The sequence below is a fragment of the Halomonas sp. 3D7M genome, assembly GCF_014897885.1.
In the GTDB taxonomy this organism is placed as follows: domain Bacteria; phylum Pseudomonadota; class Gammaproteobacteria; order Pseudomonadales; family Halomonadaceae; genus Vreelandella.
In genome coordinates this window covers 40,179-53,795 of the sequence record NZ_JABUZF010000265.1, presented here as the reverse complement: position 1 = coordinate 53,795, position 13,617 = coordinate 40,179, and the positions used below count along the sequence as shown (strand labels likewise).

Genomic DNA, 13,617 nt, shown 5'->3' with positions numbered 1-13,617 from the left:
GATGAACGTTACCTCTGCGACTACTCGCGTGCGTGAGCTGTTTGGGCTGGATTTAGCCGCCTTTGGCGACCAGGTTGCCAGCTCGCCGATTGGGGCCGAGGGAGTGATTGTACTGCCGTTTTTTAACGGCGAACGGGTGCCGATGCTGCCCAATGCGACGGGTGATTTTCTTGGTTTGACCAGCCTTAATATGACTCAAGCTAACCTCTGCCGAGGGGTGATGGAAGGCGCTACTTTTGGCCTGCGCTATGGCTTGGAACTATTAGGTGATCTAGCTGACGGCACCAGCCAGATTAGGCTGATTGGCGGCGGTGCCAAGAGCCCAGTCTGGCGGCAAATGGTGGCTGACATTACTAATACCCAGGTAATCTGCCCAGAGATTACCGATGCCGCCGCGTTAGGGGCGGCTATTCAAGCGGCTTGGTGCGACTTACATCAGGAGGGTGTGACCTTGGCATCGCTTTGTGAGCGCTTGGTGCACCTGGATGCCGCTTCCCTTGCCGACCCTGACGCTAAGCGTGTTTCTGCTTATGAGGTGATTTATCAGCGTTATCGCGAGGCGCTTGCTCAGCGTCATAACGTTTAATAATGCGGATTGCCTAGAAAGATATTGCTTTGCCTTGTACCGTTTAAGGAGAGATGCGGAGAGTACACGCGCCTTGAGTGGAGAGAGTCATGGATGCCGTTTTGCGCGATCTGCTAGATACGCTGGGATTAACCCCCACTGATAAGCTGCAGCCACTCAGTGGGGGGTGATATAGCCGCTGTTTACGCCTTGACTACTCGTCAAGGGCAAGTCGTTATCAAACACGACGATTCCGCGCGATTGCTTGGCGAAGCAGAAGGGCTTCGCGCGCTCAAGGGGGCGGGTACGTCATTAGTGATACCTGAGGTGCTAGGAGAGACGATGGGGTGGCTGGTGATAGAGTCACTCGATACCCAACCCGCAAACACCCAAAGTAGCGTCGCTTTAGGCGAAGGGCTGCGTGAGTTGCATGGTGTGATAGGTGATGCCCATGGCTGGCATCAGGACAATGCGTGTGGGCGTACGCCCCAACCCAACTCCCCGCTGGCAGATGGCCGTGCGTTTCAGCGCGAACGGCGTCTACTGCCTCTTACTCAAGCTTGTTATCAGCAGGGCCTGCTGAATGGCGCGTTGCGACGCCGTGTTGAACACCAAGCAGAGCAACTAGAAACATGGCTGCCAGATTCGTCTGCCAGCCTTATTCATGGTGATCTATGGTCGGGTAATGTGCTGACAACCACTAGAGGGCCGGCACTGATCGATCCTGCTGTTTATCGCCATTATCCCGACGTTGATTTGGCCATGCTGACCCTGTTTGGATCGCCTAGCGCACCTTTTTTTGATGCTTACTGGAACGGCGATAAGCCAACCGACTGGCCAAGACGCGAAGCGTTGTTTCAGCTTTATCCATTGCTTAACCATCTGCTGTTATTTGGTTCAGGGTATCACAGTGCCGTTGAACGCTGCGTGGCAGTATTGGAAGCTTTTGAGAGTTAATGGGGCAGCGTTTGGCGGAGCAATAGTGGTGATGGTGCTGATTTTCTCGCTTTATTAGCTATCTGTTTGGATTGCCAATCACTGCCGCATGTTGTTGAGAGACTCAAGCGCTCACTTTAGTTAGCGTGTAATTACATTAGCTGTAACATGGTTCACTTAAGATTCGAGTGGGTAAAGGAGCGCTAAAAAGCTGCAAGCTCATGGAGCTTTGGACTAAGGTAATAGAGAGTCTTGTGTAGTACGGTTATCTATACGTGACGCTGTTCATATATTTAGGTTAAGTTCAAGCCTAGCATACATACATGAATGTAACTATAATGCCACCCTTCAGAATGGCTATCATTATCGTCACCCTACGTTGACACCTAGAGGCAATCCCATGCGACTGGCACACTGGGCAGTCAATGCCCCTTTTCGTCCCCTGCTATTAGCAGTGCTGACATCTTCTTTCGTCCTGCCCGCTCAAGCGGCAGATTTAGTCAATATCACTCGCGATGCGCTTAATAACAACGCTGCCTTGGCCTCTGCACGTGCTGAATTTTCAAGTGTTGAAGCGGCAAGCGATGTGGCAAGTGGCGCGCTGTTGCCTCAGGTAAATGCCTCCGGCAATGTCGTCCATAACCAGCAGTACGAAAGCCAGTCCTCCTCTAGAGTTGGGCAGAGCGCTGGTGCCGGTTCTAATGCGGCGGGTGTCAGCGATGATCGCTACAACACCGCGTCATTAACACTTGAGGCGACCCAGGCACTCTTCAATGCTGTCACACGTGAGGAAGTGAATCAGGCTGAACGTCAGATTGATCAACAAGTGTACTTATTGGCCGCCACTGAGCAGCAGTTGCTGATTGATGTCGCGAGCGCTTATTTCGATATTTTGCGTGCCCACGAAGTGCTCGAGGCGCGTTTAGCTCAAGAGCGTGCGATTGGCCGCCAGCTTGAGCAGGCTCGAGAGCAGTTTGAAGTAGGTCTCATTGCTATCACTGAAGTAGAGGAAGCACGGGCGAGCTTTGATCAATCCCGCGCTGATCGCATAGCAGCAGAGAGTAATCTTCAGGTGGCATTTGAGGTGCTTGAACAGCTGACGGGGCAACGTTACGCCAGTATCGACGCGTTAGGCGATAGTATGCCGATTGCCCTGCCAACCCCTACGGATCGTAACTATTGGGTAGAGCAAGCCATTGAGCGTAACCCGCAGGTATTAGCGCAGCAGGCAGGCATTGAGCTTTCCCGCGTAGGCGTCGAGCTGGCGCGTGCTGGACGTATGCCGACGGTTCAGGCATTTGCTAACTACCAGTACTCGGATAGCGATAGTGATTTGGTGAGTGGCTACAACACGTCAAGCCAAGTGGGTGTCTCGGCGAACTTACCTATCTATACCGGTGGCACCACCAGCGCCCGTATTCGCCAAGGTACCTTCCAGCTTGAAAGTAGCCAATACGATTTCGAGTCCCAACGCCGTACTACCATCCAACAAGTGCGTTCGCTCTATACCCAGGTTAGCAACAACGTCGATACCGTTGAGGCTCGCCAGCAGGCCATCGTTTCTAACCGTAGTGCTTTAGAAGCTACCCGTGCCGGTTATGAAGTAGGCACACGTAATATCGTGGACGTGTTGAACGCTGAACAAAGCCTCTATAACGCTATCGCTAACTATGCCGAAGCGCGTTATGACTATGTGGTTAATTTGCTCTCACTGCGCCAGCAGGCGGGTCTGTTAGACGTTGAGGCGATTGAAGACGTCAATGCGTGGCTAACGGGAGATGAGGTGAACTTCACTCTGCCTGAGGGTGGCGACCCCGACGCCTACCAGAGGGCTATGGATATTGGCGCTCCACCCACGCCGGGTGCGTAAGCTAGCGAGTTGTTAGTTTTCTAACACATTAACCAACCTCTCGCTGTGCTGCTATCCGTCAATGTTGAAAAGATTAATGGGAAACCAACGTATGAAGAAAACGATTCACTCAGGTAGAGCGAGTCTAGTGACGCTGATAGCTGCATTGGCGCTAGCCGCATGCGGCCAGGAGCAACCTCAGCAACAGCAGGCTGGGCAGCAGGAAGCTCCGCCTCATGCGGTAGAAGTAGCTGAAATAACCCGCCAGGATATTCCTCTGAATAAATCCTACCCATCACTGCTGCGCAGCGACAGTGAAGTCACGCTTGTGGCACGGGTGAACGGGTTTCTTGAAGAGCGCCATTTTGAGCCAGGGCAACTGGTAGAGCAGGGGGACCGACTCTATACCATCGAGCCAGATCTCTACCAAGCAACCGTTAACCAGCGTGAGGCCGACTTGCAAAGTGCGCGCGCTGAACTGGCCCGTGCCCAGCGTGATGCGCAGCGTTTTGAGCAGTTGCTGAGCCAAAACTCGGTCAGTCGTCAGCAGTATGACCAAGCACTAGCTGACCAGCGCGTTGCCCAAGCAAGTGTCGCTCAAGCCGATGCTGCGTTAACCAGTGCTAATCTTGATTTAGGCTATTCAAACGTCACCGCACCGGTGTCTGGCATGATCAGTTTAAGTCAGATAAACGTTGGTAATTTGGTGACGCCAGGAACTGAGTTAGCCACTATTACGCCGCTTGATCCTCTTGAAGTGCGTTTTCAACTACCTCAGCGCGATGCTTTTGAGCTGCGTCGACAGCTGGGTGAGAGTGGTAGCGCATCAGACATAACCGCGCGTTTGAGTGTGCCAGGACAGTATGGTGACGACAGCGCTGAGCTTGAAGGTCGTTTGAGCTTCCTGGGTTCTCGTGTTGATAGCGGCACCAGTACGGTGCAGGCGTCAGCAGCGTTCGCAAATCCTGATGGCGCGGTATTGCCTGGTCAGTTTGTCCGGGTTCGTGTTGAAGGCTTGAAGCGTTTTGATGTACTGGCCGTACCAGAAATTGCCGTTACTCAAGGGTTAATGGGACCGCGGGTCTTTATTGTCGATGATGAAAATAAAGCGCGCGAGCGCACGGTTCAACTCGGTGAAGTGGCTGGCCCATGGCAAATCATTCATGATGGCCTGACTGCTGGCGAGCGTGTCATCGTAGGCGACCCCGCTGGTCTGGAGCCAGGAATGCTAATTGACCCCCAGCCATTTGAAGGTAACGCTGCCGACATCGTCGCAGAAGCTGAGCAGGAAGACGCCCAGCAAGAAGCCGGGCAGGCAGAGGCAATGCAGGATGGGGCGGCTGACGCACAGCCCGCTGAAGGGGAAGAGGGCGCGCAATAATGAACTTTTCCAACTTCTTTATCAGCCGACCGATTTTCGCCACCGTTTTGGCGATTATCTTGACGCTGGTAGGTACGATGGCGATGCGAATACTGCCGATAGAGCAGTATCCCAGCGTTGTACCTCCCACTGTGTCCGTTCAGGCTCAGTTCCCCGGGGCAGATGCTGAGACGGTTGCGCAAACCGTCGCGGCACCGCTTGCTGAGGCCATCAATGGTGTTGAGGACATGCTATATATGACCTCAAACAGCGCTGATAATGGTCTTATGAGCCTGAGTGTTGCGTTTAACATTGGCACTGATGGTGATATCAACACCATCAATGTCAATAACCGAGTGCAGGGCGCGCTTTCGCAGTTACCTGAGGCGGTTCAGTCTCAAGGGGTGACGGTTGAGTTACGCTCTGACTCTATTCTGATGCTTGTTGCCTTGACGTCTCCTAGCGGTGACTACAACAAAATCTACATGCAGAACTACGCCACGCTTAATATCTTGGATGAGCTACGCCAAGTGCCCGGCGTAGGGAATGCCGAAGTGTTAGGCGGTGGTGAGTTTGCGATGCGGGTGTGGATGGACCCTGACAAGCTGGCTCAGTATGACCTCACGCCCAGTGAGGTGGCCAGTGCTATTCGCGCGCAGAATACCGAAATTCCCGCAGGTAACTTAGCGGCAACACCGCAAAGCGAACCGCGTGCTTATACCTATACAATTACCGCCGGTGGGCGTTTATCGGGAACCGATGATTTCCGCAATATCTATCTGCGTACGAATCCTGACGGCTCTTCGCTGCGTCTCGAGGACGTAGCACGTATTGAACTAGGCGCTTCGTTCTATGGTGTTGATGCACGCTTAAACGGCGCCACAATGACGCCGATCATCATCAACCAGCAGCCGGGTGCAAACGCACTGGAAACCGCTGAAGCAGTGCGTGCCACGATGGAAGAACTATCGGGGCGTTTTCCGCCAGGGCTTGAGTATGTAACGCCTTACGACACCACGCTGTTTATTGATGCCTCGGTAGAAACCGTTCTGCATACGTTTATTGAAGCGTTCCTGATCGTTATCGTGATTCTGTTCATCTTCTTGCAGAACTGGCGCTTTACGGTCATTGCTATGTCGGTCGTGCCGGTCTCGGTTATCGGTACCTTTGCTGGTTTTTACTTGTTTGGCTTCTCAATCAACCTTCTAACGCTTTTCGCTCTGGTGCTGTCGATAGGCATCGTGGTGGATGATGCGATTCTGGTGGTGGAGAACGTTGAACGGGTATTGAGCGAAGAGGACGATATTACGGTTCGTGATGCCACTATCCGCGCGATGAAAGAGGTGGGTGGCCCGGTTATTGCCACATCGCTGATTATGGCGGCGGTGTTTGTACCCGTGGCGTTCCTGGGCGGTTTTACCGGCCAAATTTATCAGCAGTTTGCGATTACCGTGGCGATATCGGTGGCGCTATCGGCGCTGATGGCACTGACGTTCACCCCTGCGCTGTCGGCCATCTTCATTAAGCATAACCTGCATAAAACGAAACAGTCCGCGTTCCGGCGTGCGATTACCACGCCGCTGCGCCTGTTTGACCGCTTCTTCGCTGGTTTTACCGCCGTTTATATGTGGTTTGTGAAAAAGCTGGTGCGTTTCTGGGTGTTAGCGCTTGCGCTGACTGTGGCGGTGGGGGCCGGTTCTTACTGGCTCTATGCAAATACGCCTTCCACACTTGTGCCGGAAACTGACCAAGGTATCGTGCTGGTTAGCGTTTCATTGCCCGATGCTGCGTCGCTTAGCCGAACCCAAGCCTATATGAATGAGCTTAGCTCACAGATAGAAGCCATTCCGGGCGTTGAGTACTCCTCTGCTGTCGCGGGATACGACATTCTGTCGAGTGCGGTCAATACTGCACGGGGCATTATGTTTATCAACATGAAAACCTGGGCAGAACGTGACTTAACGGCTAATGAGTTGGTTGGCCGTATTATGCAGTTGGGGGCGAGCATTGATGGTGGTTCTGCGATGGCGTTTAACGTACCGCCGATCATGGGGCTTTCAACAACGGGTGGTTTCACCGGTTATTTGCAATCTTTTGAAGGCTCGTCACCTCGCGAGTTGTATCAAGCGTCATTGCAAATTATGCAGGCGGCTAACCAGCACCCGGCATTAAGCCGCGTTTTTACAACGTTTAACGTCAATGTGCCTTCTTACCGTGCGGAAATAGATCAGCAAAAAGCGCTGAGCTATGGTGTCGCCCTTGAGAATATCAACTCGGCGCTAGCCAACACCTTCGGTAATGGTTTTGTTAACTTCTTTAGCTACCAAAACCGTAACTTCCAGGTCTATTTACAGAATGAAGATAAATTCCGTAAAACGCCCGATGATGTGAGCAGCGTTTATGTACGTGGTGGCAATGGTGAGCGCATTCCTCTTTCTGAGTTTGTAACGCTCGAACGCCAAACGGGTCCATCTGTTGTTTCTCGCTTCGGTGTTTATGCGGGGGCTCAGTTCCAGGGTAATCCAGCGCCAGGCTACAGCTCTACACAGGCTATTGCAGCGATGGAGGAAGTGGTTCAGGAAACATTGGGCCAAAACTGGGGAATGGGCTGGACGGGGACTGCCTACCAAGAGTCTAACCTTGGCAATACCGCTTTGCTCGCCATTGTGTTTGGTATTTTGATGGTGTTCTTGATACTGGCGGCACAGTATGAGAGTTGGTCGCTACCACTAGCGGTACTTACTGCCACGCCGTTTGCTTTCTTGGGCGGCGTGGGTGGTATTGCGTTGCGAGGCCTGGATACCAGTGTCTATGTCCAGATTGGGATGCTGGTGGTTGTTGGCTTGGCCGCTAAGAACGCGATCCTTATCGTTGAGTTTGCGGAGTTGCAGCGCAAAGAGCATGGTAAGTCGATTCGTGAAGCAGCGATTACCGCCGCGGAGCTCCGTTTCCGTCCTATCGTTATGACCTCACTGGCCTTTATCTTCGGTACCTTGCCATTGGCACTGGCCTCTGGCGCGAGCGATGTGAGTAGCCACCACATAGGTACCACCGTTGCGGTCGGTATGGCGTCTGTTGCCGTGCTGGGAAGCCTGTTTATTCCAAGCTTCTACGCAATGATTGCCACGGTGTCTGATTGGCTCTATCGGAAACGCCACCCTGACCGGGATGGTAACAACGAGCAGGCAGCGCTAGGTCACGACTAAGCATAACGCTGTTTAGCGACTTGCTAGCGGGCACCATGTTTTCATGGTGCCCGTTTTTTTTACAAACTTGATCAAGAGCAATTAGAGAACCACATAAACGCGTAAGGTGGTCTACGCTAAAAGAGACCCTGTTTTTAGCTTGTGCTAATAAATATAACGTCAAGCGAAAACATCACCAGGCTTCGTCTGGAGGAGAACACGCCATGATGCAATCACTTGTTTCCGCCGTACTGCAATTTCCAACGATTGTCTTTACCTTCTTGTTGGCTTTGATATCGCTCTACTGGCTGCTGGTGTTAATCAGGCTTGCACCGTTGGAGCTATTTGAGCGCGATAGCCTACGCGACGATCATATGGCCAGCACACTGGTGTCTTTAGGCTTTGCAGGTGTACCTGCCACGCTTGCGTTAAGCTTCTTGGTACTTTTCGCGGGTGCTATTTCGCTGGCTATTGAGCTACTAGCCCTCCGCTGGTTATCGCTGGGTATGTTGAGGGTGCCTGTCGGTGTGCTCGTGCTGTGGATCTCATTTGCAGTTGCGTCGCCAGTTGCGGCAGCCGTGTGCCATTCATTGCAACGCGCGCTTCATCGCTATCAGCCATTCAATCGCCGCTGTTTATTGGGCGCTACGGTCGTTGTCTCGGAACGCCAGAATGATGAATATGCATCTGCTCAGCTGGAAAATGAACCCAGCAGCGCCGTCAAATTGCATTGCAAAGCGGGGGACTGCCCGCAAGCTGGCGAACGCCGAGTGCTTGTGAAATATCTTGCCAACGAAGGCGCGTACCGCAGTGTGCTTGAGCAACAGTATCTCGATACGCGCGTTCGCGTGAATAAGCTGCGCTTGCACCGCAAGCATCATTCAAACGGCTATTCCACCTAGCGAATGTTGTCTAGCCAACGTATTGTCTAGCCAAATAGGCGCCGCCACTGCTTAATGAGCCACTGGCCAACAGGGTGCGAAGTGGCGGTGACGCTTGTTGGTTTGCTACGGGGGAAGGCGCTGAGTGGCGTGTCGAGAAACTGACGGAGCGGTGTTACTTGCTCGGGTTGATTCAGCATAGGGGCATGGCCACAGCCTGGGGCGGTGAAAGTAACTAAGCTGGGTTGCACCTCTTTCATACGCGGCAGCGTTTCGGCATCCAGTAAGGTTGATTCGGCACCTCGAATCACCATCACAGGGCAGTGAATATTTGCCCAATCTGCCCATGTGTCTCGCGGTGTGTCATGGATAAATTGCTCGCCAATACGGGGGTCGAAGTGATAGGTCCAACTACCATCAGGGAGTCGTCGTGCGCTTCCCAATGCCAGCGCTTGCCATTCATCATCAGAGGTGATTCCAAAGCTTGCGTAGTGCTGTGTCAGCTCTTTTTGTAGGTCTGCAAAGTTCGTAAAACGGTGAGTTAGGCTGAAATAACTGGAGAGCGCGATTAGGCCGTCTTTATTCAACTCAGGCCCAACATCGTTCAGGATAAGCCTAGAAATCCGATGTTGATGTGTTTTGTCAGCAGCCAGCAGCATGCCCAATAGCCCGCCCATGGAAGTGCCCAGCCAGTCGACCTGCTTTAATTGAAAATGATCTAGCACGCCTATCGCCACGGTCATGTAGTGGCTGTAGAGATAATCGTGGGCAGGAAACAGTGACCAGCTGGAAAGGCCGCGACCAGGTGTATCTGGCGCAAGAATACGCCATTCGCTGCCCATCTGATGGGCTAGGGCTTCGAAATCACCGCCGTGGCGCGCAAGGCCATGCCATGCCATCAGCGTGCGGGGTGCGTCGGGATTCCAAATGCGCACAGCGATATCAAGTTCGCGGATACGAACAAATTCCAATGCATCCATAAAATTATCCTATGCTGACAATCCGTTCAGTATAGGTGTGTTGCTGCATTGCAGCGAGATGGTTAGCGCTTCATCATGGTGATTAATGTATCGATGAGCTCACCGCCGCGTTCGCGCAATGAAAAAGATTCTGGATTTCGCAGCCAGTCATGAAACAAGCCACCCAGTGCTGCCTGCATAAGCCGCGTTGCCACCTCAGGGGTTAGATCAGCGCGTAGCAACTGCTGCTGTTGGGCCAGTTGAAATACCGACAGCATTTCATCAAAACACTCGTCTGCGATCTCATCTTGCATCTGAATCGGGTTGATATCGCTAAAGAATTCACAGCGATGCAGCAGAATTGATAAAATGCGCTGATGGGATGGCTGCTCCATGCGGTTTAAGCCGGCATGGCAGGCAAGTTGTATGGCAGTTAGTGGTGAGATAGTCGGGTCGGCGTTATTTACCTCTTCCATTAGTGACTGGAAGGGCATGTGCACACGCTCCACTAGCGCCATAAAAAGGTCGCCTTTATTTTTAAAATGCCAATAAACAGCACCGCGCGTCAGGTCGGCGTGACGAGCAATTTGCTCCAGCGATGTGCGAGCTACGCCTTTTGCGAAAAACACCTCTTCAGCCGCATCCAACAGCGCTTCGCGAGTTGCAGCAGCCTCCGCTTTGGTTTTTCTTGCCATATAAAAACGTAACCTCAGTAATTGACACGTGATACGCCCATTTTATCTTATGTGCACCACTTTTTACATTCAAAACTGTATGGTTAATTACTTTAGCTCATAACGTGGATTAACAAATTCGTCATTTGTCAGTAAAAAGCGTATAAGATTAATTTGGAAACGCCGTTTCGAAACGAAACCGTTATTAGGCACGCTATAGGATTCTCAGCATGGCGCGAGCACCCTTTACCCTGGCTGGGCGCACTGTAATGCCTGGCCAACGCTTACAAATTGATGTGCCTGTAGCACGCCTGTATACCCACACGCAGCTGCATATTCCGGTCGAAGTCGTGCATGGGCGTAAAGATGGCCCGGTCATGCTGGTATGTGGAGGGATTCATGGCGATGAAATTAATGGAGTTGAAATTGTTCGTCGCCTACTGCGTTCCAAAGCAATCAATAGCTTGCGTGGCACGTTAATTGCTGTACCCGTCGTCAATGTTTTCGGTTTTTTACAGCAAACGCGCTATTTACCAGATCGACGAGATTTGAACCGCTGTTTTCCGGGCAGTGAAAAGGGCTCGTTAGGTGGGCGTATTGCGGCGCTATTTCGCGATGAAATTGTCGATCACGCCACGCATATTATCGACTTGCATACGGGTGCTATTCATCGCACCAATCTTCCGCAAATTCGTGCTCAGTTACAGCCAGGCAGTGAAACTGAGCGCATGGCCGATGCGTTTGGTGCCCCTGTGGTACTCAATGCAGAGCTCCGCGAAGGTAGCTTACGCCACTATGCTCAGAACCGTGGCATTCCGGTGCTTACTTATGAAGCTGGTGAGGCGCTACGTTTTGATGAGTGGGCAATTGCCCCCGGCGTGCGTGGCGTTTTACGCGTGATGCGCCGTTTAGGTATGCTGACCGGCGAGCAGCGTCGCCGCTCGCCAATGCCTGCTGAACTTGCCAATGGCTCCAGCTGGGCGAGGGCGCCTATTGATGGCATTTTGCGTCCTAAGGTGCGCCTGGGCGCTCGGGTAGCAAAAGGCGAGGTGCTCGGTAAAGTGGCAGACCCCTTCGGCAATGATGAAGGTGAGGTGCTCTCTATGGCCGACGGCATTGTTATTGGTATGAGCCGTCTGCCGCTAGCGAACGAAGGTGAAGCGCTTTATCACATCGCCCGCTTTGATGAGATTGAAGAAGCTGAGACGGCGATTGAAAATTTTCAATCAAGCCTGACGCCTCAGCCTGATGCGATGTATTGATACTCGGCTTTGGTACTTGGTACTGATGATGAGCACTGTTACTAAGTAACGGTGTTCTACCAAGAGACCTTTGAACATCTGCTCACAAGCCGTTGTTGAAAATTATTGTTAAAGGCTTTTCATTAAAAAATTATAGCTAAAAACTATTGGCTTAATAGAGAGAGTGACCGAGTCACAGGTGGCGTGATGCACGTGAGTTGGCTATATCTGTGGGGTGGCCGCTTTAGCTTAGATTAATATAGCCTGTTAAAGGCGGCCTTTTTCCAGTGGTACGAATCGTGCCATGTCGAATATGACAAGGAGGAAGTGTCATGAGCAGTGATAGCCAGCATCCCACTACGAATGAGTCAGGTATTCCGGTTTCAAGCGACGAGCATGCTCTGTCAGTAGGCCCTGATGGCCCCATTGTTATGCATGATCACTATTTGATGGAGCAAATGGCGGCGTTTAACCGTGAAATGATTCCTGACCGCCAACCTCATGCAAAGGGGAGTGGTGCGTTTGGGCATTTTGAAGTAACCCACGATGTTAGCCACTATACCAAAGCCAAGTTTCTACAGCCGGGCACTAAGACCGACGTGCTGATTCGTTTTTCGACTGTCGCCGGGGAGAGCGGCAGCCCTGACACATGGCGCGACCCCCGCGGTTTCTCGATTAAGTTTTATACCGAAGAAGGCAACTTCGACATGGTGGGTAACAATACCCCCGTGTTTTTTGTCCGCGACCCGATGAAATTCCAACACTTTATTCACTCGCAAAAACGCCGAGCGGATAATGGCCTGCGTGACCACGATATGCAGTGGGATTTTTGGACACTGGCACCTGAGTCAGCTCACCAAGTGGCATGGTTGATGGGCGATCGAGGCGTGCCAGCCACGTGGCGGCACATGAACGGTTACTCCAGCCACACCTATATGTGGGTAAATGCTGAAGGAGAACGGTTTTGGGTGAAGTATCACTTCAAAACTGATCAGGGGATTAAATGCATGACCCAAGAGCAGGCCGATCAGATGGCCGGCAGTGATGCCGATTATCATCGTCGTGACTTGTTTGAGGCCATTAAGCGGGGCGACTATCCTACGTGGACGCTCAACATGCAGATTATGCCGTTTGATGATGCCAAGACCTACCGAGTGAATCCTTTTGACTTGACCAAAGTGTGGTCTCATAAAGACTACCCGTTAATCGAAGTTGGTAAGCTGACGCTCGACCGTAATCCCACGGATTTTCATAGCGAAATTGAGCAAGCCGCGTTTGAGCCTAATAACATGGTGCTGGGGACCGGATTATCACCGGACAAAATGCTATTGGCACGCTCTATCTCTTATGCTGACGCTCACCGTGCCCGCTTGGGTGTGAACTACAAGCATATCCCAGTGAATACCCCAAAATGCCCCGTGCACAGCTATAGCCAAGGTGGTGCGATGCGTATTCGGCACGCTACCGATCCGGTGTATACGCCCAATAGCAAAGGCGGGCCGAAAGCCGATGCTCAGCGCTACCCAGAAGACGCGGTGTGGTCAACAGACGGAAAGTTTGTACGTGCGGCCTATACGCTCAGAAAAGACGATGACGACTGGAGCCAAGCCCATGCGCTAGTGCGTGAAGTAATGGATGATGCCCAGCGTGATCGCTTAGTGTCGAATGTGGTAGGACACTTATCCGGTGGCGTTACCGAGCCTGTATTAGCACGTGCTTTTGAGTACTGGCGCAATATTGATCAAGAGGTCGGCGAGCGGATTGAGCAGGGCGTTCGCAATCCATAGCGGCGTTTTACACCTAGCGCGTCCAAGCCGCTAGGCGTTCGTCTTAATATGCAGCCCGCAGCCGAGCTAGGTCGCGGGCTGTAGTGCTTCCTGAGTCTCTGTTTCGGGTTCGCGAACTAAGCTAAGCGCTTCATCGAAAAGGCGCAGGCCCGCGTCCTCTTTGTGCGCGTGTTCAGACAG

Annotated in this window: 9 protein-coding genes and 2 pseudogenes; 8 read left to right on the top strand and 3 right to left on the bottom strand. The window is 52.3% G+C overall.

Annotation, left to right across the window (positions count from 1 at the left end; genetic code table 11):
* The 6 genes and pseudogenes from INT22_RS17735 to INT22_RS17710 all read left to right on the top strand — a co-directional run.
* Positions 1 to 586, top strand: a 586-nt coding sequence (locus INT22_RS17735) for an FGGY-family carbohydrate kinase (protein ID WP_264298864.1), incomplete at its 5' end; no start/stop codon positions are given.
* A gap of 89 nt (positions 587 to 675) precedes the next feature.
* Positions 676 to 1,522, top strand: a pseudogene (locus tag INT22_RS17730) (fructosamine kinase family protein).
* Positions 1,523 to 1,901: 379 nt separating this feature from the next.
* Positions 1,902 to 3,371, top strand: a complete 1,470-nt coding sequence (locus tag INT22_RS17725) for a TolC family outer membrane protein (RefSeq protein WP_193061574.1) — start codon at positions 1,902 to 1,904, stop codon at positions 3,369 to 3,371.
* A gap of 91 nt (positions 3,372 to 3,462) precedes the next feature.
* Positions 3,463 to 4,731, top strand: a complete 1,269-nt coding sequence (locus INT22_RS17720; RefSeq protein WP_193061575.1) for an efflux RND transporter periplasmic adaptor subunit — start codon at positions 3,463 to 3,465, stop codon at positions 4,729 to 4,731.
* On the top strand, positions 4,731 to 7,916 hold the full coding sequence (locus INT22_RS17715) for an efflux RND transporter permease subunit (protein ID WP_193061576.1): 3,186 nt from the start codon (positions 4,731 to 4,733) through the stop codon (positions 7,914 to 7,916). The genes INT22_RS17720 and INT22_RS17715 overlap by 1 nt, the downstream gene beginning before the upstream one ends.
* A 206-nt stretch (positions 7,917 to 8,122) precedes the next feature.
* Positions 8,123 to 8,797 carry a hypothetical protein gene (locus INT22_RS17710; RefSeq protein WP_193061668.1) on the top strand — a complete coding sequence of 225 codons (675 nt, stop codon included), beginning with the start codon at positions 8,123 to 8,125 and terminating at the stop codon, positions 8,795 to 8,797.
* A gap of 26 nt (positions 8,798 to 8,823) precedes the next feature.
* On the opposite strand, the gene INT22_RS17705 is transcribed toward INT22_RS17710, so the two are convergent.
* Together INT22_RS17705 and INT22_RS17700 are read right to left on the bottom strand one after the other, a co-directional pair.
* Positions 8,824 to 9,756, bottom strand: a complete 933-nt coding sequence (locus tag INT22_RS17705; protein ID WP_193061577.1) for an alpha/beta fold hydrolase — start codon at positions 9,754 to 9,756, stop codon at positions 8,824 to 8,826.
* Between the two features lie 62 nt (positions 9,757 to 9,818).
* Positions 9,819 to 10,430 (bottom strand): TetR family transcriptional regulator, encoded by a 612-nt coding sequence (locus tag INT22_RS17700; protein WP_193061578.1) that lies wholly within the window; start codon positions 10,428 to 10,430, stop codon positions 9,819 to 9,821.
* 209 nt (positions 10,431 to 10,639) lie between these two features.
* Here INT22_RS17700 and INT22_RS17695 point away from each other — a divergent pair, with 209 nt between their 5' ends.
* Positions 10,640 to 11,671, top strand: coding sequence for a succinylglutamate desuccinylase/aspartoacylase family protein (locus INT22_RS17695; RefSeq protein ID WP_095602439.1), 1,032 nt, complete (start codon positions 10,640 to 10,642; stop codon positions 11,669 to 11,671).
* 311 nt (positions 11,672 to 11,982) lie between these two features.
* On the top strand, positions 11,983 to 13,437 hold the full coding sequence (locus INT22_RS17690) for a catalase (protein ID WP_193061579.1): 1,455 nt from the start codon (positions 11,983 to 11,985) through the stop codon (positions 13,435 to 13,437).
* A gap of 66 nt (positions 13,438 to 13,503) precedes the next feature.
* On the opposite strand, the pseudogene INT22_RS21430 reads toward INT22_RS17690, so the two are convergent.
* Positions 13,504 to 13,617, bottom strand: a pseudogene (locus tag INT22_RS21430) (tRNA dihydrouridine(20/20a) synthase DusA); the annotation flags it as partial.